This window comes from Quyinboa mangrovi, assembly GCF_042219825.1.
GTDB lineage: Bacteria > Bacteroidota > Bacteroidia > Bacteroidales > UBA5342 > JBHJHP01.
The window spans coordinates 247,732-274,296 of record NZ_JBHJHQ010000004.1 but is presented as its reverse complement, the minus strand read 5'-3'; the positions used below and the strand labels follow the sequence as shown (position 1 = coordinate 274,296).

The window sequence follows — 26,565 nt, the reverse complement described above, 5'->3', positions numbered from 1 at the left end:
ACATCTCAAACGTTTAACACAATATAACGCTTGTTTTATTTTGCCGCTTGACAGTTGGGTTTAAATCCGCTATATTTGCATGCTGAATTAAAATCAAGAAACATTACTATGTCAGAAACATTAACCGAAACAGTACCTTACAAAGTTAAGGACATTACTTTAGCTGAATTTGGTAGAAAAGAGATAGAGATTGCTGAGCAGGAAATGCCCGGTTTAATGTCGATCAGAAAAAAATATGCAGCCACACAACCTTTAAAGGGTGTACGTATTATGGGGTCACTCCATATGACGATACAAACTGCTGTATTAATTGAAACACTTACATCACTTGGAGCAGATGTTCGCTGGGCGAGCTGTAACATTTTTTCAACTCAGGATCATGCTGCTGCAGCAATTGCAGAAGCAGGCATTCCCGTTTTTGCCTGGAAAGGTGAAACATTGGAAGAATACTGGTGGTGTACTAAGATGGCGCTTTCTTTTCCAGATGGAAAAGGTCCGCAGTTAATTGTGGATGATGGCGGCGATGCCACATTACTGATTCACAAAGGATATGAAGCAGAAAAAGATGCATCGGTTCTAAATGCAAATGTAAAAAGCAAGGAAGAACAGGTTATCCTGAATTTACTTAAGGAAACTCTGGCTGAGGATTCACAAAAGTGGCACAGGGCAGTTGCAGAATGGCGAGGTGTATCTGAAGAAACTACCACGGGCGTTCACAGGCTGTACCAGATGAAGGAACAGGGTAAGCTCCTGGTTCCGGCTATTAATGTTAATGACTCGGTCACTAAATCTAAATTCGACAATCTTTATGGTTGCCGTGAATCACTGGCTGATGGTATAAAACGTGCAACCGACGTTATGCTGGCAGGAAAAGTGGTAGTTGTTGCAGGTTATGGTGATGTGGGTAAGGGATGTGCACACTCAATGAGAACATATGGTTCACGTGTAATTGTAACCGAAATCGACCCGATTTGTGCACTTCAGGCCGCAATGGAAGGTTTCGAGGTAACCACCATGGAAGAAGCAATTAAAGAAGGTAACGTGTTTGTGACCACTACCGGTAACAAAGATATCATTACTGCTGAACATATGGCCGCCATGAAAAATCAGGCAATTGTGTGTAACATTGGCCACTTTGACAACGAAATTCAGGTTGCTGAACTGGAAGCATGGAATGGTATTGAGAAAATCAACATCAAACCACAGGTTGACGAATATAAATATCCTGACGGACACTCTATTTTCCTTTTAGCAGAAGGACGTCTGGTAAACCTTGGCTGTGCGACCGGTCACCCATCGTTTGTAATGAGTAACTCATTTACAAACCAGACCCTTGCTCAAATTGACCTTTGGGTCAACAAAGATAACTACGAGGTTGATGTATATCGCTTACCAAAACACCTTGATGAAGAAGTGGCACGTTTGCACCTTGAAAAAATCGGCGTAAAACTGTCTAAACTCTCAAAAGAGCAGGCTGATTACCTTGGTGTTCCGGTAGAGGGTCCTTATAAACCGGATCATTACAGATATTAATAAATAATAATTATTATAAGTAGCAGGCTGTCAGAAATGGCAGCCTGTTTATTATTGAAGTGATTCCAGAATATAAGGAAGGAAAATAATAACTCCGGCAATCACCGAAAATATTGCAGCCATAAGAACTGCGCCTGCTGTCACATCTTTTATCCGTTTAATTCGTTTATCATGGTCCGGAGAAACAAAGTCAGATAAGCCTTCTACTGCCGTATTAACGGCTTCCAGTCCAAATACCAGCGATGCAAACAACAGAATAATAAGCCATTCAAACCGGTTGACACCAAAATATATTCCAAGAATGATGACCAGAATAAAAATTATAAACTCGGTTATTGCGTTGCGTTCATTTTTAAAAAGGTAAAAGATCCCACTAAACGCATATCTGAAACTTTGTAGAATCTTCATTAAAAGCATAAGCTGTGTTTATTTTTGTAGCACCTTATCAATCAGATTCATCATTTGTGATTTGTAGATCGGTTTTGAAATATATTCATCACAACCTGAATCTAAAATTAGCTGACGTTCATCGGGCATCGCATATGCAGTTTCTGCTATAACAGGAATCTTAACTCCCATATTACGAATTTCTTTCAGTGCGTTTAATCCGTTTTTCTGAGGCATATTAATGTCAAGTAAAATAATGTCAGGCACCTTTTTCTTTACCATATCAACCAGGATATCGCCATTACCAGCATGTTGAATAATAAAACCTGTACCCGAAAGAAATTCCTTGATGAGAATAAATGAATATTCATCATCCTCGGCAACATACATAAGCTTACCTTCGTATTTTGATTCTGTAACTCCCATATAATAGATTTTGTGCAAACAACTTCATCTTTAAATACTATTAGCAACAGATCACAAAGACATCAACAAACATTTTGTATAACCTACACTTTGTAAATTTATGAATAATATTCAAATTACAAACTTTTAAATACTTCTTTCTATCTTATTGAACGTGTAAAAACGTCTCTGTTTATCGGTATTGAATCGTTTGTAAAAGGCTGCTGCTTATAATATCTCGTATTACCGTTGTTATACTGGTACATTGAATATATAATCGTCTTTTTCGAACGCGTTACATATATCTTCGTCACCTGCATATTTTTATATTCATGAAATTCATACTCATTGCCATTGGATTTCCCCATTGCCACAGGAACCGGCTCAGGCTTTTTCTCTGCCCTGGGTTGAACCGGGTTCATTGGTTCATTCAACTCTTCTTTTTTTGTTTCAGCGATAGGCTGTTCTTCTACTATTTCTTTTAAAGGTTCAACGTTTTGTTCCTTTTCCTCCGGTTCGATCTCTGTAACAGGTTGCTCCAATGTAGCTTCAACAGGAATTTCTTGCGGTTCATCTACATAAGCTGTTAAAACAGAATCCTCTGTAACAGCAACAATTCCTTCCCTTTCATGTATATTTAAAACTGAGTCTGGTTTCAAATCCACAACTGCAACTGTTATTGTATCTAACGGTAGTCCCGTGGCTGAATTCTCATCCAGAATAAGCGTATCTTTAAGTGTCGTCATCTGAGCCAGCATATTTGCGTTTGCTATGGAATCTAACCTTCTCTGTTCTTCCCGCTGTGCAATTAATTGCTGTTTGAGTTGCACCTCCTCTTTTACCTGTGCAATTTTATTTTTAACATACAGATTATAGTCCCGGTCGTAATCAAATTTTATAAACTCTTCCGAAAAGAATATTTTCCCAACGGGTTCCTTATAAAACAAGGTATCCAGTTCCGGTGTATCTGTATAATCCTCTAAATGAACCATAAAGAAGAAAGGATCAAATTCAACCTTCTCATATTCCTTTGGTGTTTTGGTAGAAAATGAGATCTGTTTTGCAATAGTTCCCTCCTGAGTAAAGCTAAACAAAAAGGTATGACCAACCGGCAATGCTAAATTAAACTCACCACTACGTTTACTAAACTTAACATTAAGCCACTCAAAGTCATCTTCCTTAATTTTTATTTCGGCATTATTTAACGTTCCAAGGTCACTTGTCAGCTGTCCAAAAACCTCAAGCATATTCTGATCCCCATCCTGTGCATACGCCTCAAAACCCCTTATAAAAAAGAGAATCACAAAATAAAAAATCCAAATTACATATATTTTAAACGCATGAATAATTTTCATATTTCAATAATAATGATACATTTCAAATATACAATCAAACTCACTTACATGTATCAAGTAAAAGTTAAGTTTTCAAATTCATAATAATAAATAAATACTAGCATATTACAAACTAAACATTTAATTAACTTTTTGATTAACTGACAGTTACGACTAAAAAAAACCTCTTATTTTTTGCTCATATCAATTCGTCATTGTAATATTGTATCGACCTACTGGATGAATTAATCTACATTTTTTATTTATGAGAATATATAGTATACTTATATTTTTAAGTTTCTTCATGGTTATTCAACCAGGAATTGACATACTTGGCAGTGGTAGCACAGAGGTCAATAATCCTGTAAATGCAATGGTCCTGCTAGAAAAAAACAGGGATCATATATATCCCGCTAATATTGAATATCTGGATAAAAGAACTCCTATAAAACTGGATTATAATACGGATGTAAAAAAATATATAGATTTCTATATAATAGACAACCCTGAAATGTTATCAGTTATTGCAGGAAGAAGTGAATATTATTATCCTATTTTTGATGATATACTTGCTAAACATAATCTACCACTGGAATTAAAAAATCTGACAGTTGTTGAATCTGCGCTAAATCCGTTTGCAGTATCCAAATCCGGTGCTACCGGGTTATGGCAATTTCTATTTCATACCAGCAGAATGTTTCATCTCAATATTGATTCATACGTAGATGAAAGAAGAGATCCTGAAAAATCGACAGAAGCCGCCTGTGAATTCCTATCGTATCTTTACAGAATTTTCAACGACTGGCAACTAGCAATAACGGCATACAATTGCGGTCCGGGTATGATTGAAAAAGCGATTGAAAAAGCTGGTGGGAGTACAAACTACTGGGAAATAAGACAATATTTATCAGCAGAGGCAAGGGATTATTATCCAAAATTTGTGGCCGCCTGCTATATCACTTCATTTCATGACACACATGGAATCAAATCATCTAAATTTGACTATAAATACGATGAAGTTGAGTCTGTCAGTGTGAAACAATCAATCTGGTACAAACAAATTTCAAAAGTCATCGGAGTTAATGAAAGTGATATTCGTATGTTGAATCCGGTATACAAACAGGATTACGTACCCGTTTACGACAATGCGGTAAAAATTAATCTTCCCAAATATGCGATAAAACAGTTTATCATGAACGAGGAGAAAATCTATGCCTATAAGCTTGAAGCAAAAGATTATAATGACATCAGAGCTGAAGCTGGTAGAATAGAAGGGAAATATAAAACGATACATTTTGTGCAGCGGGGAGAATACTTTCACCAAATTGCAATGAACAGCAGTTGTACATTATATGATATCATGAAGTGGAACAACATGGCTGACAAAAACCTAAAAGCCGGACAGGCTCTTGTTATATACAAAGAGAATGAAAAGGTAAATAAAAATGTTCCCAAACTTAAAAGGACAGAAAAAGAACCCGTATTATTGGTAGACAACCACTAATTGATGAATCTTAAATATAATAAAGGGCTGCCGGAAACATTCGGCAACCCTTTGTATTTTTTAATAAAATTTGCTGTTACTCAAGCGGCATTGCATATGTTCTGATATCCTTATCTGTAATCTCAGTATCACATAATATAAGAACCCGTTCAACAACATTCCGCAATTCTCTAATATTTCCGGTCCATGGCAGATTTTGCAATTCCATGATTGCATTTTCACTGAACTTTTTTGAGGGAATACCCAGTTCCTGCGAAAGTAAATGATTAAAATGCTCAACCAGCAATGGAACATCCTCCGCCCGTTCCTTTAAAGCAGGCACATGAATAATAATAACACTTAACCTGTGGTAAAGGTCCTCCCTGAAGTTCCCCTTTACAATCTCATCCTTTAGGTTCTTATTTGTTGCTGCTACTACCCGTACATTAACTTTTATATTTTTATCACTTCCCACACGTGTTATAACATTTTCCTGTAATGCCCTAAGTACCTTGGCCTGAGCCGATGCACTCATATCACCTATCTCATCCAGAAAAATCGTTCCTCCGTCAGCCTGTTCAAATTTACCTTTCCGTTGCTTAATGGCCGAGGTAAACGCACCCTTCTCGTGCCCGAATAATTCACTTTCTATCAATTCAGAAGGAATAGCTGCACAGTTCACTTCAACAAAAGGTTCTTTATTTCGCAGACTATTCTCGTGCAATAACCTGGCAACAATCTCTTTACCGGTACCATTTTCGCCGGTAATCAATACCCGGGCATCCGATGGTGCCACACGCTTAATCATATCCCTGATCCGGTTGATTTCCTCCGATTCACCGACCATTTTCATAGAACCGGAAAGTTTCTTTTTTAATGCTTTGGTTTCCGTAACAAGGGTATTTCTTTCCAGAGCATTTTTTATGGTTACCAGTAAACGGTTCAGATCGATAGGCTTTTGTATAAAATCAAAGGCCCCTTTTTTAATTGCTTCAACTGCCGTATCAATATCACCATGACCCGAAATCATTACCACCGGCTGTTCTTCATTCAACGCTTTAATCTTTTCCAACACCTCCATACCATCTATTTCAGGCATTTTTATATCACAAAATATAACATCATAAGCATTGGACTGAACCAGTTTTAAACCCTCTGTCCCGTTTTCCGCTACATCAACAGAATGATTTTCATATTCAATAATATCTTTCAACGAATTCCTGATGCTTCTTTCATCATCTATTACTAAAATACTTGCCATAAAATTAGTTTTAAACAAAAATAACCAAATATTGTATAATACCCTTATTAAACCTAGTTTTGGATTTATACGGTTTATTACATTGTTTTTTTTAAATTTGAAGACATAACCGGGATAAGCTTAAGTGAAATGACAGAGAGTAATTTACCACCAAAAAATTTTTACGGAATTGGAAGGGAAGCCTTATATCCTCAGGAACAACTTCTTGACATAAAAAAGAATAACAAACGTTTTTCCATCGGGATCCCAAAAGAAAATCATAACGTTGAAACGCGAATTCCACTCACACCGCAGGGAATAGGCTTGTTGGTTGATAACGGACACGAAGTATACATTGAATCCGGTGCGGGAAACGCTGCTAATTTTAAGGATACAGACTTCAGTGAAGTTGGTGCTTTTATAACGGAAAACCGAAGTGAAGTATTCACAAAGGATATTGTAATAAAAGTTACGTTGCCAACAGAGGAAGAGATAGGCATGATGAAAGAACGAGGGATACTCTTCTCCACCCTCAATTTGTTGGGAATGGACATAACCATGGTGAAAAAGATCATGGATAAGAAGCTCACTGCCATTGCACTTGATTTACTTATGGATGAAAACGGAGCCTTTCCCATTGTGCGTTCTTTAAGTGAAATTGAGGGAAATTTGTCCATAACTCTGGCCTCCCAGCATTTGAGCACTATTCACGGAGGCAAAGGCGTGCTTTTAGGTGGTGTAACAGGAATTTCTCCGACCGAAGTAGTAATTCTCGGGGCCGGTACTGCAGGGACTTTTGCAGCTAAAACAGCTTTGGGCATGGGAGCAGTAGTGAAAGTTTTTGATTATTCAATTGCTAAACTACGTGAACTTGAACACAATCTGGGACAACGGGTCTTTACCTCTAACCTGCATCCGAGCGTATTATCCAAATCCCTGAAATCTGCAGATGTGGTCATCGGAACATTACGTTTTTTATATGGGTCCAGACGTTTTATGGTCACTGAAGAACTCATCCGCCTTATGAAACCGGGTACTGTTATCGTGGATCTGAGTGTGGATCAGGGTGGCTGTTTTGAAACGTCAAAATGTACAACGCTAAAGAACCCAATGTTCGAAGACCATGGCGTCAAACATATCTGTCTACCGGTTATGTCTGTCCTGGTTCCGCGTACTGCATCCATTGCTTTCAGTAATATAATTACACCCATACTGCTGGAGATGGGAGAACGCGGCGGCATCATGGAACACATAAAATCCGATAACGGATTCTGCAACGGTGTTTATATCTATCAGGGCATTCTGACAAATCATTACATCGGACAATTGTATAATATACCATCTAAAGATATTGGCTTACTCCTGGCTGCATTTTAGAAATGATACTTTTCGGGATTATTTCAGGATTATATTTAATTTTTGCTGTCTCTGTTTTTTCAGGATTACTTTTAAGCAATGATCCAAAACATGACCAGACTGTCAATATTAAATTTGATGTGCTTATCCCGTTTAAGAACGAAGCACAAAATCTTTCAGCATTACTTACTTCACTAACGAACCAAACCTTTCCTGCCAGCAATTATGAAATCTACCTTATAAACGATCACTCCAGTGATGAAGGTGAAGAAATAATAGAACGGTTCAGAAAACATCATCCCAATATACATCTCATTCAAAATCCGGGATCAGGTAAAAAAGATGCGTTGATTACCGCATTCAAGGCTTCAATCAATGAAATTATATTAATGTCAGATGCCGACACCACTGTTCCTGAAAACTGGCTTACATCGCATTCTGAACAATATAATGCAGACGCAGATATGCTGATAGGATCTGTAAAAATGAATCCGTCAAAAAGATCCTTCTGGTATCTGCTACAAGTTCTTGAATACAAATCAATTTCCTCCATCACCAATGGAATGGCGGCTTTGAAGCTACCGGTTATGTGCAGTGCCGCGAACCTTTCCTTTCGAAGAAGTGCTGTAACAGATATAAATGACGCTCTGAATATGAACTATACATCGGGTGATGATATGTTTTTACTGCATTATTTCAAAAGACACAAAAAAACAATCAAACGCAACAACTCTGTTGTTGAAATCCGGACAGAACAGCTAAAGAAACTCCTTCGCCAAAGAGTGCGATGGAGCGGCAAAGCAACAGGTTACTCCGATTTTATGACCCTGATCACCGGCCTAACAGTATTATTAATGAATCTTTCTGTAGTTATAACTGCTTTTATGGCTTGTATTGATTCTAACCATGTAGGTATATTTTACGATTTGGTTCTTGTTAAATTCTTCGCAGACCTGCTTATCACCATTCCGGTTTTAAAAAAAGATGAGTATTCTCTTCTATGGATGACAATACCACTATCTGTTATTTATCCATTTTATAGCATAATCATAAGCCTGACAGGCATCCTGAGACGTCAGGATAAAAGTAGATGGTAATGCACAAAAGTAGTTTTTTAGCAGCTTCAATAATTTTCAAATTTATTTTAAAATATACACATTTGTGTTTTGATACTCACTGGTCATGGAACATACTGAAACTTTTATCACTCTGGTAGAAAATGCCATAAAAAAATATTGGGACTCTCCGGCATTTTCAGATTATGAAGGGCAAACCATAAGCTACGGCGAAGTGGGAAATAAAATTTTAAAACTTCATCATGTATTTAAAAAGTGTGGCATTAAAAAAAATGACAAGATCTCGCTGGTAGGAAGGAACCAGGCAAACTGGGGAGTGATTTATCTTGCTGTGGTAAGTTACGGTGCTGTTATAGTCCCTATTCTACCCGATTTTAAGACCAGTGACATTCATCATATCGTAACTCATTCAGATTCACTACTCCTATTTATTTCGGATAATATTTTTGAAAAGATCGATGAAACAAAAATGCCTAACTTAAAAGGTATTGTATCCCTGAATGATTTTCATCTCGTACATGAAAATGAGAAGTGTGTTGTAAGAAAAGCAATCGAATCACTTGATAATATACCGGTTCAGGCAACTGCTGAAAATTTTGAACTGCCCAAAGCGTCTCTTGATGATGTAGCAGTGATATCCTATACATCAGGAACCTCAGGATTCTCAAAAGGTGTAGTACTCCCGAACAGAAGTCTCTGGAATAATGCCCGCATTGTATTCGATGATGAAATAAACCTTAAGGAAGGAGACAAAATTGTGTCCTTTCTTCCACTGGCCCATGCATATGGCTGTTTATTCGAATTTCTGACACCATTTATTTTTGGGTGTCATATAACCTTCCTGACCAGAACCCCGTCGCCACAGGTGGTTACAAAAGCATTCCGGGAAGTCAGGCCAAATATGATTCTTGCTGTTCCACTTATTATTGAAAAAATTTACAAAAAGAACATACTGCCTGCCATCGATAAATCCACCATGAAGCTGATCATGAAGGTTCCCCTGGTCAATAAAAGCATTTTCAAAAAAATAAATGAAAAACTCACAGCTGTATTTGGCGGAGAATTTGATGATGTAATTATTGGTGGCGCCGCCTTTAACAAAGATGTTGAGAAGTTCCTGAAACGCATCGGATTCAAATTCTCGGTGGGTTATGGCATGACGGAATGCGGACCGCTGATCAGTTACCGAAACTGGCAGAACCACAAGCTTGAAGCTGCAGGTCGTGTAGTTTCCGGGATGGAAGTAAAAATTGATTCAGAAGACCCCCAAAATATTCCCGGCGAAATTCTGGTGAAAGGCAAAAATGTAATGGTTGGATATTACAAGAACGCTGAAGCCACAAGAGAAGCCTTTACAGATGATGGCTGGTTAAGAACCGGTGACCTTGGTGTAATTGATGATGAAAACTTTATTTATATTAAAGGCAGAAGCAAAAATATGATCCTGGGAGCAAGTGGACAGAATATCTATCCCGAAGAAATTGAAGCGGTAATCAATAATATGCCTTTTGTAATGGAAAGTCTGGTAAGAGATAATAATGGAAAACTGGAAGCACTGGTATATCCTGATTTTGAAACAACAGATGCAGCCGGAATGACCATACAGGAAGTTGAAAATACAATTCAGGGACATCGTAAAATGCTGAATGAATTATTGCCGGCTTATATGAATATTTCAAAAATCACACTCTTCCCGTCCGAATTTGAAAAAACGCCAAAGAAAAGTATTAAACGCTATCTATACATTAATTAGCTTTGAAGAATTACGTCATCATAGTAGCAGGAGGCAGCGGAACGCGCATGCAATCAGATATCCCTAAACAGTTTATGATTTTAGGAGACAAACCTGTTCTGATGCATACCATTGACCGTTTTCTGGATTATGACCCCAAAATTGAGATCATCCTTGTATTACCAGAACAACAGATTGAATACTGGAATGAATTGTGCGATACATATAACTATCATGTACAATTTAAAATTGCACATGGTGGCAGTGTGCGGTTTGAATCTGTAAAAAGCGGTTTGAAGCATATAACAGAAGAAGGTGTCGTCGGCATACACGACGGCGTACGTCCGTTTGTTTCAGTCGACACCATACAACGTGCCTATCAAAAAGCATCGAATGTAGGCGCCGTCATTCCGATCCGTGACATGGAGGAATCACTTAGATTTTCGGATCAGAGCACCAATTACGCTGTAAACCGTGATCACTTGAAAGTGGTACAGACCCCACAGGTATTCAAAACAAAAATTATTAAAGAAGCCTACTCAAAACCTTATATTCCGGAGTTTACGGATGACGCATCTGTAGTCGAACGATCGGGCTTTAAAATTCACCTGATTGAAGGTAACCGCGAGAACATAAAAATTACAACTCCATTCGATTTTATACTTGGAAATGCACTTTTAAAATCAGAATAAAGCTGTCCATCGACCGTTATTTTTGGAAAAATATCCTGAAATTTTATGATAACAACGTCACACAAAACAGCATAAACAACTATTATTAAACATATTAACACCTCAGACCCAACAAAAAAACATATCCATTTTTTGTAATATTTTTGAAACATATATTTCTCTTTGTTGTAACTGGTGCTTAGTTTCACTGTAATAAAGCACCCCTAAACTTGCAGCGTAATTTAAACAACAACATATTTTTATAATGAAGAGAAATCTAACGTTAGTTTTTGCACTATTCATTTTATCTGTTTCCATAAGTGCACAAACTCTTGTGAAGGGAATTGTTAAGGAGATCCAGGGGGACAAGGAAGTACCTCTCCCATTTGCCAACGTTTACATAGAAGGAACTACGCTTGGAACGACCACAAATTTTGATGGTTACTACGAGATTAAACTTGAACCTGGTACATACACCATCTCATTCAGTTTTATTGGTTACGAAAAAGTTTCGAAAGAAATAACTGCCGACGGAGAAACTCCGATAGAAATTAATGTGACACTTAAAGCCGGTGAAGGACAAAAACTTCAGGAAGTTGAAGTAGCAGGAAAGGCTAACCGTGAATCGGAAAACATGCTGATGCTGGAACAGAAAAAAGCGGTTATAGCCGTTGAAGCCATTGGGGCAAAAGAGATGTCACGTAAAGCTGTTTCAGATGTTGCTGCTGGTGTTAAAAAGGTAACCGGAGTTTCCATGATGGGATCTAAACAGCTTTTTGTAAGAGGACTGGGAGACCGTTATAACAGTGCTGAGTTAAATGGGCTTCCGATTACCTCTCCGGATCCGGCAAAAAAAGTAGTAAAGCTTGATATGTTTCAGGCTGATATCGTAAAGCTGCTTGAAGTTAGCAAAGTGTTTAACGCTAAAAATTATGCCGACTACACCGGAGCCTTAATTAATATTGAAACAAAAGATTATCCAACAGAACCTTTTCTTTCTGTAAGCATAGGAGGGAAATATAACTCCAACAGTACAGGCAAACCATTTTACATGATCAATTCTGCCGGCAACAAGTTTTTCGGTTTTGATGTAAATGCGCGCCGCAGTCTTACGCCAAAGAATTACCTGGTAGTGAACCGTATCATGAATATCGGAGAGGATTTTCATCCGGCATCTTTTGGATTCACAACAAATAATGCCAGTCCAAACAGTAGCTTCTCAATTAATGGAGGCAAGCTTTTCGATTTAAACGGCAGCAGTAAAATAGGCGTACTTGCCAGCGTCTCATTTGATAATGAATACGAATACAGTCCCAATGTTATCGATCTCAACATCTCGAATAAACAGGGAAATATTGATGGCAATTATGTCAGCCAGATATATTCTTATAACACCTATTTCACATCGCTTCTGAGCTTATCATTTTTAAACGGCGACAGGAATAACATCACTTATAATATGGTGTACCTTAACAATGGCGAAAATGGTTTTAAGCAAAAAAAAGGATTATCTCCAGACTGGGGTGAAGAGGATACTGCATTGATCCGAAATGCGGAGTATATTAAATACCGTTTGCTTAGTAACCAGCTTAGAGGAAAACATAAACTGAATGATAAATTATCGTTTAACTGGAACGGTAGCTTAATGAATGTTATGTATGACATTCCTGACAGACGTGAAATTGTCTATCAGCAAAACCCGGATCTTCAATGGACATATTTTGCTTTAAACAATGGTAATGACACAAAACGCGTTATCATTCAGCAAAATGCCATTGAATATAACGGTACGGCTAGTTTAGATTATGCCCTGAACGATGATAAAGGAAACGTTTCAGTTGGAGCGTATTACCGTTCAAAATACCAAACCTATAACTCATACATGTTTGGTTACTTATTTAATCAGTCAAATCTGGAGAATTATGCCGTTGATATTTCGAATCCGGATGCATACTTCGGCCCTCAAATTTTTGACAGGGTCAAGTCAAACACAAACGATGGAATGGGTTACGACGGGAATTTAAATATCTACTCCGGGTTTGTTGATTTTGTATACAACTTAAACAGATTAACCATCAATGCAGGTTTAAGAACCGAATACTCCGGCATGGAGATTATCTCGAACACAAATAGAATCAACAATAACGAAACATCCTATTCTTTCAGTAATCTGGATTTATTTCCGGTACTGAACCTGAAATATAGTGTAAACGACAAATCGAATGTGCGTTTTGCTGTAAGCCGAACAGTAACTCGTCCGAGTTTTTATGAGAAATCTCCGGCTCAGATGATTCCTGAACTTGGCGAACGATTAACCGTAGGTAATCCTGGGACAAAAGCTAATCCCGCTGCGTATGGTTATCTTGAAAACTCATACAGCAATAACATTGATGTAAAATATGAGATTTTTCCTAAACAAAATGAATTGATCTCCATAAGTGCTTACTATAAGCAAATTATTGAACCTATAGAGCAGAAGCTTGCGTCAACAGGTGGAACGGACTTTATAAAAACATTTGTCAGCACACCTGAAAATGCAACTGCAGCCGGTGCAGAAATTGAACTCAAAAAGCGATTCAACAATATTTTTGCAGGATTGAATGCAGCATATATATACACCAATATCAAGGTGCCGGCCAGTTTCGATGAATTAACGAAAGAACGTCCCCTACAGGGCGCTTCTCCATATATTATTAACGCCGACCTGGGATATAATCTAAGGTATGGAAAAGGAAAAACCAATGTAACTTATTTTGGTTTTGTGTTTAACTCATTCGGTGAAAGACTTTATGCTGTGGCATCGGATGGAATTGGGAACCAATACGAATTACCATTCAACGCACTTGATTTTGTACTGAAAAACAGTATTAACCAAAAGCTTGAAATAAGCTTTAACGTGAAAAACATTCTGAACTCCACAGTTCAGTATAAACAGGATATCTATTCCGATCTGTCAAATCCGAATGTTAAGACGGGCCAGATACTGGTTTATGAGTACAAAAAAGGAATTACAGCAAGTCTTGGAATATCATATAAATTTTAAACAAATGTATAATCAAACTATTTACAAAATGAAAAAACAAACTTTAAACTACTTGTTCGCAGTCCTTTTGGGATTCAGCATGATCCTTGTTTCCTGTAATCCGGATGACAAGGGAGGCGAAACTACTTCTACCGATCTCTCTGGTGCTATTACTTCTGACAGAACAATTTCAACAGATGTATATCTTACCGGAGCCGTAACTGTAGAAGACGGCGTAACATTAACGATTAAAAAAGGTGTTACAATCGTTGCAGATGCAGCAGACCTGTCATACCTTTTAGTAAAACAGGGTGGTAAAATTATGGCTGAAGGTACAGCTGATGAACCAATTGTATTTACTTCTGACACACATGAAGCCGGCGCATGGGGCGGTCTGCATATTTGCGGTAAAGCATCCATCAATTCCGGAGCTACCGGACTGTCAGAAATTGGTAATGCAACGTATGGCGGAACAAACGACGCTGATAATTCAGGAACCTTAAAGTACGTACGCGTTGAATATTCAGGTACTATTTTGGATGCCGAACATGAAGCTAACGGTATTTCATTCTACGGTGTTGGTAATGGTACTGTTGTTGACCATGTACAGATTTATGCAGGTGCCGATGATGGTATCGAATTCTTTGGTGGAACAGTAAGCATTAAACATGTTTATGTATACGGCGCCCAGGATGACAGCTTTGACTGGACTGAAGGTTGGAGAGGTAAAGGCCAGTACCTGATTGCTGTTCAGACTCCTGATGGTGACCGTGGTTTCGAAGGTGACAACCTCGGATCAAACAACACTGCTACCCCTTATGCTAACCCAATGTTTTCACAGGTTACACTTATTGGTGATAACACAAACAGCGGTTATGGTATGAAACTGCGTGAAGGAACCAAAGGACAGATTTACAACTTCATTGTAACGAACTTTGATAAAAGAAGTATTCACGTAGAACACGATCAGACATTGTTAAATGTTGTGGATGGATCACTGATGGTTGATTATGGATATGTCAACAATAACGTTAGCGATGTTGCCATTAAATATTCTGCATCAGAAGATTTAGATGAAAATGGTAATGTAATCGGTGTACATGACAAACCAGCCAACTTAGCTGACCACTATTTTGAAAATTCTGCCAATATTCACCTGATGGACTTAACAAGTGGTGTTGATATGACAACAACTTACACTGGTGGCAAAGATGCTGCAACTATTGATTCATGGTTCACATCAGATGACACAATAGGTGCTGGGGCAGACTGGACAGCAGGATGGATCAAAGAATAAGATAAATTAAAAGATGAAACGTTAGACAACGCTCCTGAGAGCAGGAGCTTGTTTAACTGTTCTCTTCATTGTTGTTTTAAGTTGCTGGATTGCTACAGCGTTAGCAATCAGGACATCCCCTGCGGGGGATGTCTTCTTAAATTTAATTATATTTGTACATTAACAAGTGTTGATATGGAGGATTATAAAATACTTGTCGTAGACGACGAAGAAGATTTATGTGAAATCTTACAATTTAACCTGGAAAGTGAAGGTTTTTATGTTGAGACTGCATTTTCCGCCGAAGAAGCCTTAGATAAAGAAATAGCCGGTTTCGATCTTATTCTGCTCGATGTGATGATGGGCAATATTTCCGGTTTCAAAATGGCCAGTATCCTGCGAAAAGATCCTAAGACAAAAAAGGTTCCTATCATATTCCTTACGGCCAAAGATTCAGAAAATGACACACTCACAGGCTTTACCTTAGGTGCGGATGATTACATATCAAAACCATTTTCAATTAAAGAAGTTGTTGCAAGGGTTAAAGCAGTATTACGCCGTGTAAAAGAAGCTGAAGAAGCACCTGAAGAGGTTGTTGCCTATGAAGGACTGGAGATGAACATTAATGAGAAAAAGGTAAAACTTGATGGTGATGCTGTAAAACTTACGAAAAAGGAATTTGAAATTCTGAAACTGTTTTTGGAAAATCAGGGAAGAGTCTACTCCCGTGATGAAATCCTTAACCGGGTATGGAAAAATGAATCGTATGTTCTGGACCGTACTATTGATGTTAACATCACCCGTTTAAGAAAAAAAATAGGCGAATATGGTAAAAACATTGTTACTCGCCTGGGATACGGATATTGTTTCGAGATAAACTAATACAGCATAGCAACATACAATACCAATGAAGTTTCGCATACTGAACAGCTATAACAGAAAGCTGTTTTTCTATTTCTTCGTAATATTTGCCATCTTTTCGGTTGCAGTTGGTGTGTTTCAGTTTGAACGCGAAAAACAGGCAAAAACAGAATCTCTCGAAACAACATTGTTTACGTATAATCAGATGGTGCATAACTATCTGAAAGCTAATCCTTCTTCATTAACATCAACGGGAAGCATCATATCCTACTTTCCCGATTCAAATCTAAGGATCACCATTATAAAATTCGATGGTGTTGTAATATATGACTCATTTGTTGAAGATTATGAGGATCTTGAAAACCATCTTTACCGTCCCGAAGTACAGGAAGCTTTACAATCAGGAAAAAGTGGCAGCCGTATCCGGTTTTCAAATTCTACAAAACGCGATTATTACTACTACGCGTACAAATACCCCGAATATATTGTCAGAACTGCTCTACCCTACAACATTGAAGTAAAGAAGTTGCTAAGGGCTGATAATGTATTCATATTTTTCATTATAATTTTATTTTTCATTTCATCTGTTTCACTCATATATGTCGCAGACAGAATGGGGAAAGCTATATCAAAGCTGGAGTTATTTGCAAAAACAGCAGCCAACAATGAACCTATTGATGTACAGGTTCAGTTTCCGAATAATGAACTGGGAACCATAGGCCGTGAAATTGTCAATATTTACAAAAGTTTGAAAAAGACCCAGAACGCCCTTTCAAACGAAAAAGAGAAGCTGATCAAACACCTGCATACCTCACAGGAAGGTCTGGCTATATTTTCAAAATACAAAAAAGAGATTCTGGCGAATAACCATTTCATTCAATTTGCCAATGTTATTGCAGATCAGCAAATTGTGTGGTCAGATGAAGTATTTGGATTAAAAGAATTCAAACCTATCAGTGATTTTATTGACGTGGAATTGTCGAAAGACAAAAAAATGCTGGACGGTTCTGTCAGGGAAGAAATGAACATCACAAAAAACGGCAGGTATTTCCAGATATACTGCATTATTTTTCAGGATAAGAGTTTTGAAATTTCCATTACAGATATTACCATGCGTGAACGCGAAAAAATTCTGAAGCGTGAACTGACTAGTAATATTGCACATGAACTAAAAACTCCGGTAAGTTCAATACGCGGATATCTTGAAACCATTGTTCTAAACGAAAATCTTGACAGGGATAAACAACGTTTTTTTATTGAACGCTCTTATGCACAAACCCAAAGGCTCACTGACCTTATAAATGACATCTCATTCTTAAACAAGATCGAAGAAGCAAGTTCTGTATTCGAACGCGAGAAGGTCAGTATCAAGGAAGTGGTTACCAACGTATTTCTCGATGTACACCTGAAACTGGAAGAAAAAAACATTTCCTACTCTGTAGACATCAACGACGATGTGATTATGAATAGTAACCAGTCTTTGATCTATTCTATTTTCAGGAACCTTGTGGATAATGCTATAACATATGCCGGAGAAAACATTTCACTTATGGCAAGTTGTTACCGGCAGGATGAGCGATTCTTTTATTTCAGATTTTACGATACCGGAAGTGGTGTAAAAGAAGAACACCTTAGCAGGTTATTTGAGCGTTTTTACCGCGTTGATTCAGGAAGATCGAGAAAGATGGGCGGAACCGGACTTGGACTGGCAATCGTAAAAAATGCAGTAAGTCTGCTTGGTGGCGAAATCACCGTTAAAAACAGAGTAAGTGGCGGACTGGAATTTCTGTTCAGCTTTAAGAAGGCATTACAATAAAATTAGTTCAAAACTTTATACCAAATTTATCTCTATCCTTCAACACCGGGAATTTTTCTCTGAATTCCTGTAAATCAGACAATGACATCTGAATAGCTACAACAGCTTCGTGCCCATGCGGAGAATTCATGAGCATTCCTTTGGGATCAATAAACACAGAACCCCCTGTATATCCAATCTGATTTCCGTCTGCTCCCGTTCGGTTCAATCCAAAAACATAACATTGGTTTTCGATGGCACGGGCTTTAAGTAATGTATCCCATACATGCTGCCTTTGTTTAGGCCAGTTTGCCGTGTAAATAATAAGATCATAGTCATTCTGATTCCTACTCCACACAGGAAAACGTAAATCATAACACACTTGCAACAGTATCCGCCAGCCTCTGAATTCCACAACTTTTCGCTCCTCTCCTCTCGTATATGCGTTATCTTCTCCACTCATACTAAACAGATGCCGTTTGTCGTAATAATCAACTTTACCGTTAGGATGAATAAATAAAAACCTGTTATAATACTTCCCGTTTTCGTTGATTACCATAGATCCGCCAATAGCCATATCATATTTTGAAGCGACATCTATAAATGCTGATACGGTAGGGCCATCCATGTGTTCTGAAATGGCCTCCACGTGATTTGAAAAACCAGAAGAAAAAGTCTCGGGTAAAATAAAGATATCGGGTTTTATCCTCAGATCATCGATTATACGAAGGTTTCTGTTAAGATTTGCTTCCGGATCTTCCCATACTATCTCACCCTGGTGACCATATATAAATAACTTATCCTTTTGCATATATCAGCTTTTGCATAAATTTAAACAATTTTTGTCAATGACAGCCCGTCAAAAAGCATTTTATCCTTTATTAATAAAGCGACCTGAGGCTGGATTTACGAATGATAATTATCATTTTAAACTCCGTAAGGATAACGGATTTTTGCGGCAATAAAAGCTGATTTTAAACTAATTAGATATGAAACCACGAATTCCACTTAAGAAACGCATTTTAGAATATGGCATGATCATACTTGGTGCATTTATTCTGGCATCCGGCTTTGTGTTTTTCATTAATCCCTATAATATTGTTCCTGGTGGTGTTTTCGGGATCGGAATAGTGATTCATCATTTAATACCTGCCATTCCGATAGGAACATTCGGACTCGCGTTAAATATTCCGCTCACCTTACTGGGCATCCGCATTCTGGGTCCTAAGTTTGGCATTAAAACAGTTTTGGGAATGGTTCTGACATCTGCTTTTATGGATGGACTGACGTACTTTATCGGAGAAAACGATCCATTAAAACTGGCTGACGACCTGCTCCTTGCATCTATCTTTGGAGCCATTTTGCTGGGTGTAGGACTTGGATTAATTTTTCGGTCAAGAGCCACATCTGGCGGATCGGATATTATAGCCATGATCTTTGCCAAATTCTCGAACCTGCCTGTTGGACAGCTTTTAATCATGATTGACTCCTCCATCGTATTGGTGGGTTTGCTGGTCTTCCAGGACTGGAAAATCCCCTTGTATTCATGGTTGGTTATTTACATAACCGGACAGGTTATAGATATTGTACTGAAAGGGATAAGTTATGACAACGCCCTGATGATTGTTTCAGAAAAGCATGAAGAGATAAAGGACAGGATCATTCACGATCTTGAACGTGGCGGAACTTACCTGAAAGGTGAAGGCATGTTTACCGGCCAGGAGAAGAATGTCATCTTTGTAGTGGTTTCACGCCGCGAACTCACCATATTAAAAAGCTGGATTCACCAGATCGATAAAAATGCCTTTGTAACAGTTATCGATACCAGGGAAATCCTTGGAGAAGGTTTCAGGCAACTTGAAGAGGACAATTAATCTCGTTGCTTTAGTTACCGGGTGATTAATGCAAAAACCGGTTATATCCATCCGGTGACCAGATTGTAATTAACCAAATAAACTGTCCCTCTTTAAAAAAGAGGGTGGTCCCGACGCTTCGGTCGGGATCGGGAGATTTAAAAAGAAAACATAGTTACAAAATAAATTGTCTGAACTGAGCCCCATTAGATGAGTCGATATATTCTAATCCAACTCAGGTTTTAAACATTCTGATTTTTATTTGCTTCTGTATTCTTTAGGCGATAGGCCTACTTTACGTTTAAAATATTTGCCAAAAACCGACTGATCAGCAAAATTTAGTTCATCGCTAATTTGCTGAACCGTAAGTTTTGACGATTTTAACAATGCTTTTGCTTCCAGTATCACATAATCGTCAATCCAGTCATTTGCTGTTTTACCTGTATCTGCCTTAACAATCTGTGATAAATATTTGGGAGTCAGATTTATTTTATCTGCATAAAATTTAACTTGCCGTTCGGTTTTGAAGTGCTTTTCAGTTAGTTCTAAAAATTGTTCCACACTCTCATTTTGTTTCGTATAAATCGATTCCTTTTGTGGCACCTTATGCAGCCATGAATTTGAATGATAGTAAAACGCAATCATTAAATGCTGTACAATATCTTTTCGGTGAATATTTTCAGTCATTTCAACTACCTTTTTCAGCATAAAATAATATGTTTTTAATAGATTCAAATCCTCATCATTTAGCGGCATAAACGGATTTTGTCGTACTGAAATAGCTAATGGCAATCTTTCTTGTATATCAGGCAACAAATTATCAGTCATTCGTTTAGACATAACAATAAACAATCCTTCAAAGTCATCACTGACAAATTCATGCTGCAGGATTTCATCCGCAAGTAAGGTAATCATACACGGAGCCTTCGTTTCGTACGAATACAACCCTATTTTCCCACGGGTTATACCTTTAGTGCAAATGATAAATGTTGTCACATCACTCCTGAACGGATGTGCAAAAGCAGGTAAAACTTTAATATTATCAAACAACACGAAATCATCATCAATTCCTAAAATCTTACCATCGAAACTGTTTTTTATATCTAACCGCCATGTTAATGGCTTAATTTCCTTTGCCATATCATTCATAGTTTGAATAAATGTACAACAGTTGTATATAACCAACCATACAATACGATAATAATACCAATATATAAGTCATATAGACCAATAAAAATAATAATATTCTACCAATAAACCAATACATGCGACAATCTGCCATTGTCGTAATACAAATCCCCCCATACATTTGTAGCATTAAATCTTACTGGTAAACATTAAAAAACAGGAGGCTAAAATGAATACAAAAATTATTTTATCAGTCGCAATGGCATTAGGAATTTCAACAACATCTGAAATCGGTGCACAAAATGTAATTAATAACACACATCAAACAGAGGAGGTTAAAATGACAAAAAAAATTAAAAAGTCTCACAAACTCATTGAAGACGGAGTTGTGTCGGGCTATAAATTAATTGAAAACGGCGTTGTTTCCGGGTACAAAAAAATAGAAGAAGGCGTTGTTTCAGGGTACAAAAAAGTAGAAGACAAAATTGTAGATAATGTTTTCAGAAAAGATGATGAAACAATTGAGGAAGCTAAAAACAGATTGAAAAGTTAATTGAACACTGAAGTAAACAATAATAAATTCTAAATGAGGCTGTCCAAAAAGACAAATAAAAATATTTTGAACTTATAAATTGTAAGCAATCTTTTTTACCCCTCCAAACCTCTCCGTCAGCTGACGGAAGGCTTTAAGTCCCCTTTTCGCGTGTCGCCGAAGCTATAGTGGAGGTGCAAGGGGATTTAGGGGTAATTTTGTAAAAACTACTTACAATCCGTAAGTAAAGATAATCCTGATATGACTTTTTATACAGCCTCTCTAAAAAACTAACGATGAAGGTTAAAGATAAAGTGATAGTTGTCACCGGTGGTGGCAATGGAATGGGAAGGGAAATAGTTTTAAACCTTCTTAAAAAGGGAGCTAAAGTAGCGGCAGTTGATATTAATGAACCGGCACTGGAACAAACTCAAACATTAGCCGGAGATTTAGCCGGGAACTTATCCATACATGTTTTAAATATTACCAATAAGGCAGAGGTTGAAGCTTTCCCTGAAATTGTTATTCAGAAGCATGGTACAGTTGATGGATTAATTAACAACGCAGGCATAATTCAACCTTTTGAAAAGGTTAATATTATAGGATATGATATTATTGAAAGAGTAATGAATATTGATTTTTACGGCACCCTCTTTATGGTAAAGGCATTTTTGCCTTATTTGTTAAAACAACCGGAAGGACATATCGCAAATATATCAAGTATGGGAGGATTTTTGCCGGTTCCAGGGCAAAGTATTTATGGCGCTGCTAAGGCAGGCGTTAAAATCATGACAGAGGGCTTATCAAAAGAACTGTCAAATACTAATGTTCACACCACAGTTATCTTTCCTGGTGCAATTGCCACTGATATAAAAGTTAATTCCGGCGCTGAGGAAGCAGGGGAAAACGATGATAAAGCCAAAAATTCGCTTATTAAACCTCTTCTCCCTTCTAAAGCAGCAGAGATTATAATTAGTGCCATTGAAAAAAATAAACAACGCGTATTTGTTGGAAATGACTCAAAAGTAATGGATGCCCTTTACAGGATAAATCCAATGTTTGCAGCCAGCCTTATTGCAAAACAAATGAAGTCACATGTTCCGGATTAAAGGTGATAAAAGGACAAAGATTTGAAATTTAACAGATAGATATATGAAACAGGTTTGTGTAATAACAGGGGGAGGAAGTGGTATGGGGCTTGCCACCGCCAAAGTTTTAGGAAAAGACAATTATATTCTTATCGTAGGCAGGACACAAAAGAAACTCGAAAATGCTGTAGCTGAACTTGCTTGTGAAGGGATTGAAGCGGAATATTTTGTGTGTGATGTTGCTGATCGTGACTCGGTGAATGAGTTGGTTGCAAAAGCTACCTCATTGGGGAATATTTTCACCGTAATCCATGCTGCCGGATTATCTCCCAATATGGGTAATGCTAAAGCATTGTTACAAGTTAACGCTATAGGAACAATAAATATTCATGAAGCTTTTTATGAGGTAATGGAAGAAGGTTCAAGTATTATTGATGTTTCATCTATGTCGGGTCATATGGTACCTTCCTTAATAATTCCCAAAAAATTATATCGATTAAGTAGGATTGATAAAGATTTATTTCTACGAAAAATGTTGAACCGGATTAAAATACTGCCCGGTAAATTAAAAGCAGAAGTAGCTTACGCTGTTTCAAAAAACTTTGTTATATGGTATTCAAAAACAGATGCTGTTAAATTTGGGAATAAAGGAATGCGCGTGTTAAGTGTATCTCCGGGATTTTTTGAAACACCAATGGGCGAATTAGAAAAAAAACGTACGGATGCTTATATTAAAAACAGTGCAATAAAAAGAATGGGACACGTTGAAGAGATAGCTAACCTTCTGAGTTTTTGCGTTAGCGACAAAGCCAGTTATTTAACCGGTACCGATATTTTATGTGATGGAGGTTGTATCGCCTCCGGTTAACTGAAGAAATCAACAGAAACTAATAACTAATTAGTATGAGATATACAATGCGGCCTTAACATAAATACTGGTATAAAACATACAGTATAAATTTTGGAAGTTTAGTGCATTATACAGTTACTCAACTGTTGGAAAGGTAAAATACAACTTTGTATTTTTTTACTTGCCTTTAATTCGTTGAAATGAACCAAGCCAATTCCTGATTGGAATACTTTTTGTTATAATTTTGCTTGATGAATTCTGTTATTGACAGATTACACAAAAATTAAAAATGGAATATAAAATTCAACCCTACAGGAAAGGACAGGAAAAAGATATCAGCAAACTTGTTGGGAAAGTATATGACGAATATGTAGCTCCTGATTATACTGAAAAAGGAAATCGATTCTTTTATGACTGGATCGAACCGGAAAAAATAGCGGATCGACAAGTTGAACAATCAAACCTTCTTGTTGCGACAAATAATACCAGAATCATCGGAATGATTGAGATAAGAGAAAACAGGAATATATCGTTGCTCTTTGTAGACCAAAATTACCACGGGAAAGGAATTGCAAGAGAACTTTATAAGGCAGCATTAGAAATTTGTTGTTCCAGAGATAAGCAATTAAATAAATTTTATGTTCATGCATCGCCCTTTTCAATTCCTGTTTACGAACGACTGGGATTTAAGGCCACCGGTAAAATGCAGGAAGAACATGGAATTAAATATTTACCTATGGAAATGGATTTAAAAAATAATTAAATGTGATCTGATAACATTTTATATATTTCAAGGTGGTCCGAGTGATATAAATAGAAAATATTCAACGGTCTCCCATAAATTGAGTCTTTGGGATTGATTAATATATCCTATTCCTCTCAATAGAGAACTCCTTTCCAAAATTATATCAGAAAGGAGTAGATTTCAACTAAGACTCATACTTTTTAAAAACAGAAGTAGATGTGTGTCCGCCAAATCCGAAGGTATTATTGATCGCTACAACAACTTCCTTCTCCATTGCATTGTTCGGCGTAAGATTGAGTTTTGGACTTATTTCCGGGTCTGTTTCATTAAGATTAATAGTTGGTGGTACTATATTCTGCTCAACAGCCTTAATACATGCTATTGCCTCTATTGCACCTGCCGCCCCCAGCAAATGTCCCGTCATTGACTTTGTAGAACTAATCTGTATTTGATCCAACGAATCTTTAAATACATGTTCAATTGCAATGCATTCACTTATATCTCCAACCGGAGTTGATGTTGCATGTGCATTAATATAAGACACATCACTGGCAGCAATTTTTGCATCGTTTAATGCATCTGTCATTGCAATCTTAGCACCAAGTCCTTCCGGATGTGTAGCAGCAACATGGTAGGCATCAGAAGCAACCCCATAACCAACTAATTCGCAATAAATTTTAGCACCTCTTTTTCTTGCATGTTCAAGTTCTTCAATCATAAGAACTCCTGCTCCTTCCCCAGCCACAAAACCATCACGGGTTTTATCAAAAGGCCGTGATGCTTTTGCAGGATAATCATTCAATGTAGATAAGGCTTTCATTGAATTGAAACCTCCAATTGCTGCCTGAGTGATAGTGGCCTCAGACCCTCCGGCCAAAATAATATCTGCCCTCCCCAGACGAATAAGATCCAGAGCATTTGCGATGGCGTGGTTGGATGAGGCACAGGCAGATGTAACCGAATAACTTACGCCATGCAACCCGTATTTCATGGAAATCTGCCCTGCGGCAATATTCGAAATCATTTTTGTTATAAAAAAAGGGTTGAACCTGGGAGAATTAATATTTTCACTAAACTTCATGATTTCCTTCTCAAAAGTTTGCATGCCGCCAATACCTGTAGCCAAAATAACCCCGATTTTATTTAAATCACATGATTCAATATGTAAGTGTGAATCATTAATACATTCCTCTGTTGCAGCTAAAGCGTAAAGCGTGTATAAATCCATCTTTCTGGCTTCCGGCTTTGTTACATATGCCAAAGGGTCAAAATTCTTTACTTCGCAGGCAAACTTTGTTTTATGGTTAGCTGCATCAAATTTTGTTATTGGAGCAGCCCCACTCCTGCCTTCCAGAAGGTTCTTCCAAAAGTCATTAACACTGTTACCAATTGGTGTTATTGCTCCCATTCCTGTTATCACTGCTCTTTTCATTTATATTATTTTATGCTGAACGAATCACAATATACTTACTAATAAATAAGTTTATCGGATAAATTTTTTTAGACTTTTACACTCTCTTCAATGGAAAGGCACATATTTTTATAATCAATCGTATTAATAACCTTAGAAAGCTGTAAGCTGGCAACTAAACCTGAAAAAATAATTGCAGCTTTGTTTTCAGGTGATTCATCAAATGCAAACAATCCCTTTTGCTTTCCGGTATTGAGAATATCTGAAAGCCATTGAAGTATTAACGTAATCATTTTGTTGAGTTCCTTTTGCGTGACTTCATTTAGTGTGTCAAACGCAGGACTTAACGCCCCTACTAAGCACACCTTTTTCTCCCGATGACTCTTTAAATAAATTTTTATAAAGGTATTTAGCTGTTGAACTTCATCAAATCCTCTGCTATGCATATTGTCCACCATTTCTTCAAAGCGTTGGATATTTGTCTTAATAATACTTGTTCCTAAATTAGCTTTTGCCGGAAAGTAGTAATGAATCGCTGCATTTTTAATGCCTAATTCAGAAGAAATATCCTGATAGCTAAATGCATTATAACCTTTCGTTCTTATAAGGTCTTCACCCAACTCAATAATCCTTTCTCTGGTACCGGACATGATTATTCAATTTTATTACATGCAAATATACTTACTAATTAGTAAGTATAAAAAAATTTATGACTTTTTATGTTTTGAATATTCTTTCAGATGGGAAACTCATCAAGTAAATGATAATATGAAAATAGCGCCCACCT

23 protein-coding genes are annotated in these 26,565 nt (G+C 37.3%); 15 read left to right on the top strand and 8 right to left on the bottom strand.

Annotated elements, in window-relative coordinates; translation table 11 throughout:
- Positions 1-108: 108 nt before the first annotated feature.
- Complete coding sequence (gene ahcY, locus ACE1ET_RS09960; protein ID WP_375728249.1) at positions 109-1,533, top strand: adenosylhomocysteinase; 1,425 nt, start codon at positions 109-111, stop codon at positions 1,531-1,533.
- A 51-nt stretch (positions 1,534-1,584) separates the two neighbouring features.
- Here ahcY and ACE1ET_RS09955 read toward each other — a convergent pair whose 3' ends face one another.
- The 3 genes from ACE1ET_RS09955 to ACE1ET_RS09945 all read right to left on the bottom strand — a co-directional run bounded on the left by ACE1ET_RS09955 (position 1,585) and on the right by ACE1ET_RS09945 (position 3,680).
- Complete coding sequence (locus ACE1ET_RS09955; protein ID WP_375728248.1) at positions 1,585-1,941, bottom strand: diacylglycerol kinase family protein; 357 nt, start codon at positions 1,939-1,941, stop codon at positions 1,585-1,587.
- A gap of 18 nt (positions 1,942-1,959) precedes the next feature.
- Positions 1,960-2,346: a response regulator gene (locus ACE1ET_RS09950; protein ID WP_375728247.1), complete on the bottom strand. Its 387-nt coding sequence runs from the start codon at positions 2,344-2,346 to the stop codon at positions 1,960-1,962.
- A gap of 140 nt (positions 2,347-2,486) precedes the next feature.
- Positions 2,487-3,680: a hypothetical protein gene (locus ACE1ET_RS09945; RefSeq protein WP_375728246.1), complete on the bottom strand. Its 1,194-nt coding sequence runs from the start codon at positions 3,678-3,680 to the stop codon at positions 2,487-2,489.
- Positions 3,681-3,924: 244 nt separating this feature from the next.
- Here ACE1ET_RS09945 and ACE1ET_RS09940 point away from each other — a divergent pair, with 244 nt between their 5' ends.
- Positions 3,925-5,163 (top strand): lytic transglycosylase domain-containing protein, encoded by a 1,239-nt coding sequence (locus ACE1ET_RS09940; protein WP_375728245.1) that lies wholly within the window; start codon positions 3,925-3,927, stop codon positions 5,161-5,163.
- Positions 5,164-5,239: 76 nt separating this feature from the next.
- On the opposite strand, the gene ACE1ET_RS09935 is transcribed toward ACE1ET_RS09940, so the two are convergent.
- Positions 5,240-6,403 (bottom strand): sigma-54-dependent transcriptional regulator, encoded by a 1,164-nt coding sequence (locus tag ACE1ET_RS09935; RefSeq protein WP_375728244.1) that lies wholly within the window; start codon positions 6,401-6,403, stop codon positions 5,240-5,242.
- A gap of 129 nt (positions 6,404-6,532) precedes the next feature.
- Here ACE1ET_RS09935 and ACE1ET_RS09930 point away from each other — a divergent pair, with 129 nt between their 5' ends.
- The 8 genes from ACE1ET_RS09930 (at position 6,533) to ACE1ET_RS09895 (ending at position 18,192) form a co-directional block, all read left to right on the top strand.
- A complete protein-coding gene (locus ACE1ET_RS09930; RefSeq protein WP_375728243.1) occupies positions 6,533-7,759 on the top strand; it encodes an alanine dehydrogenase in 1,227 nt (408 codons plus the stop codon).
- Between the two features lie 2 nt (positions 7,760-7,761).
- On the top strand, positions 7,762-8,835 hold the full coding sequence (locus ACE1ET_RS09925; RefSeq protein ID WP_375728242.1) for a glycosyltransferase: 1,074 nt from the start codon (positions 7,762-7,764) through the stop codon (positions 8,833-8,835).
- Positions 8,836-8,920: 85 nt separating this feature from the next.
- Positions 8,921-10,567 (top strand): AMP-binding protein, encoded by a 1,647-nt coding sequence (locus ACE1ET_RS09920; RefSeq protein WP_375728241.1) that lies wholly within the window; start codon positions 8,921-8,923, stop codon positions 10,565-10,567.
- Positions 10,568-10,569: 2 nt separating this feature from the next.
- Positions 10,570-11,238 (top strand): 2-C-methyl-D-erythritol 4-phosphate cytidylyltransferase, encoded by a 669-nt coding sequence (locus tag ACE1ET_RS09915; RefSeq protein ID WP_375728240.1) that lies wholly within the window; start codon positions 10,570-10,572, stop codon positions 11,236-11,238.
- Positions 11,239-11,482: 244 nt separating this feature from the next.
- A complete protein-coding gene (locus tag ACE1ET_RS09910; protein ID WP_375728239.1) occupies positions 11,483-14,260 on the top strand; it encodes a TonB-dependent receptor in 2,778 nt (925 codons plus the stop codon).
- Between the two features lie 28 nt (positions 14,261-14,288).
- Positions 14,289-15,536: a hypothetical protein gene (locus ACE1ET_RS09905; protein WP_375728238.1), complete on the top strand. Its 1,248-nt coding sequence runs from the start codon at positions 14,289-14,291 to the stop codon at positions 15,534-15,536.
- A 174-nt stretch (positions 15,537-15,710) separates the two neighbouring features.
- Positions 15,711-16,397, top strand: a complete 687-nt coding sequence (locus tag ACE1ET_RS09900) for a response regulator transcription factor (RefSeq protein WP_375728237.1) — start codon at positions 15,711-15,713, stop codon at positions 16,395-16,397.
- Between the two features lie 25 nt (positions 16,398-16,422).
- Positions 16,423-18,192 carry a sensor histidine kinase gene (locus tag ACE1ET_RS09895; protein WP_375728236.1) on the top strand — a complete coding sequence of 590 codons (1,770 nt, stop codon included), beginning with the start codon at positions 16,423-16,425 and terminating at the stop codon, positions 18,190-18,192.
- Between the two features lie 7 nt (positions 18,193-18,199).
- On the opposite strand, the gene ACE1ET_RS09890 is transcribed toward ACE1ET_RS09895, so the two are convergent.
- Complete coding sequence (locus ACE1ET_RS09890) at positions 18,200-18,982, bottom strand: amidohydrolase (RefSeq protein WP_375728235.1); 783 nt, start codon at positions 18,980-18,982, stop codon at positions 18,200-18,202.
- Positions 18,983-19,160: 178 nt separating this feature from the next.
- On the opposite strand from ACE1ET_RS09890, the gene ACE1ET_RS09885 reads away from it, so the two are divergent.
- The gene (locus tag ACE1ET_RS09885) at positions 19,161-20,045 is read left to right on the top strand and encodes a YitT family protein (protein WP_375728234.1); all 885 of its coding nucleotides are present in this window, start codon (positions 19,161-19,163) and stop codon (positions 20,043-20,045) included.
- Positions 20,046-20,282: 237 nt separating this feature from the next.
- Here ACE1ET_RS09885 and ACE1ET_RS09880 read toward each other — a convergent pair whose 3' ends face one another.
- Positions 20,283-21,164, bottom strand: a complete 882-nt coding sequence (locus ACE1ET_RS09880; RefSeq protein WP_375728233.1) for a helix-turn-helix domain-containing protein — start codon at positions 21,162-21,164, stop codon at positions 20,283-20,285.
- Positions 21,165-21,381: 217 nt separating this feature from the next.
- Between ACE1ET_RS09880 and ACE1ET_RS09875 the strand changes: the two genes are divergently transcribed.
- From ACE1ET_RS09875 to ACE1ET_RS09860, 4 genes are all read left to right on the top strand, one after another.
- Positions 21,382-21,705, top strand: a complete 324-nt coding sequence (locus ACE1ET_RS09875) for a hypothetical protein (RefSeq protein WP_375728232.1) — start codon at positions 21,382-21,384, stop codon at positions 21,703-21,705.
- 275 nt (positions 21,706-21,980) lie between these two features.
- A complete protein-coding gene (locus ACE1ET_RS09870; RefSeq protein ID WP_375728231.1) occupies positions 21,981-22,793 on the top strand; it encodes an SDR family NAD(P)-dependent oxidoreductase in 813 nt (270 codons plus the stop codon).
- 43 nt (positions 22,794-22,836) lie between these two features.
- Positions 22,837-23,640, top strand: coding sequence for an SDR family oxidoreductase (locus tag ACE1ET_RS09865; protein ID WP_375728230.1), 804 nt, complete (start codon positions 22,837-22,839; stop codon positions 23,638-23,640).
- Positions 23,641-23,911: 271 nt separating this feature from the next.
- Positions 23,912-24,385 carry a GNAT family N-acetyltransferase gene (locus ACE1ET_RS09860; RefSeq protein ID WP_375728229.1) on the top strand — a complete coding sequence of 158 codons (474 nt, stop codon included), beginning with the start codon at positions 23,912-23,914 and terminating at the stop codon, positions 24,383-24,385.
- 166 nt (positions 24,386-24,551) lie between these two features.
- Here the strand turns inward: ACE1ET_RS09860 and fabF are convergent, their stop codons facing one another.
- Positions 24,552-25,799, bottom strand: a complete 1,248-nt coding sequence (fabF, locus tag ACE1ET_RS09855; RefSeq protein WP_375728228.1) for a beta-ketoacyl-ACP synthase II — start codon at positions 25,797-25,799, stop codon at positions 24,552-24,554.
- Positions 25,800-25,867: 68 nt separating this feature from the next.
- Positions 25,868-26,428, bottom strand: a complete 561-nt coding sequence (locus ACE1ET_RS09850; RefSeq protein WP_375728227.1) for a TetR/AcrR family transcriptional regulator — start codon at positions 26,426-26,428, stop codon at positions 25,868-25,870.
- Positions 26,429-26,565: the final 137 nt, after the last annotated feature.

Excerpts from the sequence above, each read along its gene's own strand:
- ahcY (WP_375728249.1), top strand. The coding sequence starts at position 109 with ATGTCAGAAACATTAACCGAAACAGTACCTTACAAAGTTAAGGACATT.
- ACE1ET_RS09955 (WP_375728248.1), bottom strand. The coding sequence starts at position 1,941 with ATGAAGATTCTACAAAGTTTCAGATATGCGTTTAGTGGGATCTTTTAC.
- ACE1ET_RS09950 (WP_375728247.1), bottom strand. The coding sequence starts at position 2,346 with ATGGGAGTTACAGAATCAAAATACGAAGGTAAGCTTATGTATGTTGCC.
- ACE1ET_RS09945 (WP_375728246.1), bottom strand. The coding sequence starts at position 3,680 with ATGAAAATTATTCATGCGTTTAAAATATATGTAATTTGGATTTTTTAT.
- ACE1ET_RS09940 (WP_375728245.1), top strand. The coding sequence starts at position 3,925 with ATGAGAATATATAGTATACTTATATTTTTAAGTTTCTTCATGGTTATT.
- ACE1ET_RS09935 (WP_375728244.1), bottom strand. The coding sequence starts at position 6,403 with ATGGCAAGTATTTTAGTAATAGATGATGAAAGAAGCATCAGGAATTCG.
- ACE1ET_RS09930 (WP_375728243.1), top strand. The coding sequence starts at position 6,533 with ATGACAGAGAGTAATTTACCACCAAAAAATTTTTACGGAATTGGAAGG.
- ACE1ET_RS09925 (WP_375728242.1), top strand. The coding sequence starts at position 7,762 with ATGATACTTTTCGGGATTATTTCAGGATTATATTTAATTTTTGCTGTC.
- ACE1ET_RS09920 (WP_375728241.1), top strand. The coding sequence starts at position 8,921 with ATGGAACATACTGAAACTTTTATCACTCTGGTAGAAAATGCCATAAAA.
- ACE1ET_RS09910 (WP_375728239.1), top strand. The coding sequence starts at position 11,483 with ATGAAGAGAAATCTAACGTTAGTTTTTGCACTATTCATTTTATCTGTT.
- ACE1ET_RS09905 (WP_375728238.1), top strand. The coding sequence starts at position 14,289 with ATGAAAAAACAAACTTTAAACTACTTGTTCGCAGTCCTTTTGGGATTC.
- ACE1ET_RS09900 (WP_375728237.1), top strand. The coding sequence starts at position 15,711 with ATGGAGGATTATAAAATACTTGTCGTAGACGACGAAGAAGATTTATGT.
- ACE1ET_RS09895 (WP_375728236.1), top strand. The coding sequence starts at position 16,423 with ATGAAGTTTCGCATACTGAACAGCTATAACAGAAAGCTGTTTTTCTAT.
- ACE1ET_RS09890 (WP_375728235.1), bottom strand. The coding sequence starts at position 18,982 with ATGCAAAAGGATAAGTTATTTATATATGGTCACCAGGGTGAGATAGTA.
- ACE1ET_RS09885 (WP_375728234.1), top strand. The coding sequence starts at position 19,161 with ATGAAACCACGAATTCCACTTAAGAAACGCATTTTAGAATATGGCATG.
- ACE1ET_RS09880 (WP_375728233.1), bottom strand. The coding sequence starts at position 21,164 with ATGGCAAAGGAAATTAAGCCATTAACATGGCGGTTAGATATAAAAAAC.
- ACE1ET_RS09875 (WP_375728232.1), top strand. The coding sequence starts at position 21,382 with ATGAATACAAAAATTATTTTATCAGTCGCAATGGCATTAGGAATTTCA.
- ACE1ET_RS09870 (WP_375728231.1), top strand. The coding sequence starts at position 21,981 with ATGAAGGTTAAAGATAAAGTGATAGTTGTCACCGGTGGTGGCAATGGA.
- ACE1ET_RS09865 (WP_375728230.1), top strand. The coding sequence starts at position 22,837 with ATGAAACAGGTTTGTGTAATAACAGGGGGAGGAAGTGGTATGGGGCTT.
- ACE1ET_RS09860 (WP_375728229.1), top strand. The coding sequence starts at position 23,912 with ATGGAATATAAAATTCAACCCTACAGGAAAGGACAGGAAAAAGATATC.
- fabF (WP_375728228.1), bottom strand. The coding sequence starts at position 25,799 with ATGAAAAGAGCAGTGATAACAGGAATGGGAGCAATAACACCAATTGGT.
- ACE1ET_RS09850 (WP_375728227.1), bottom strand. The coding sequence starts at position 26,428 with ATGTCCGGTACCAGAGAAAGGATTATTGAGTTGGGTGAAGACCTTATA.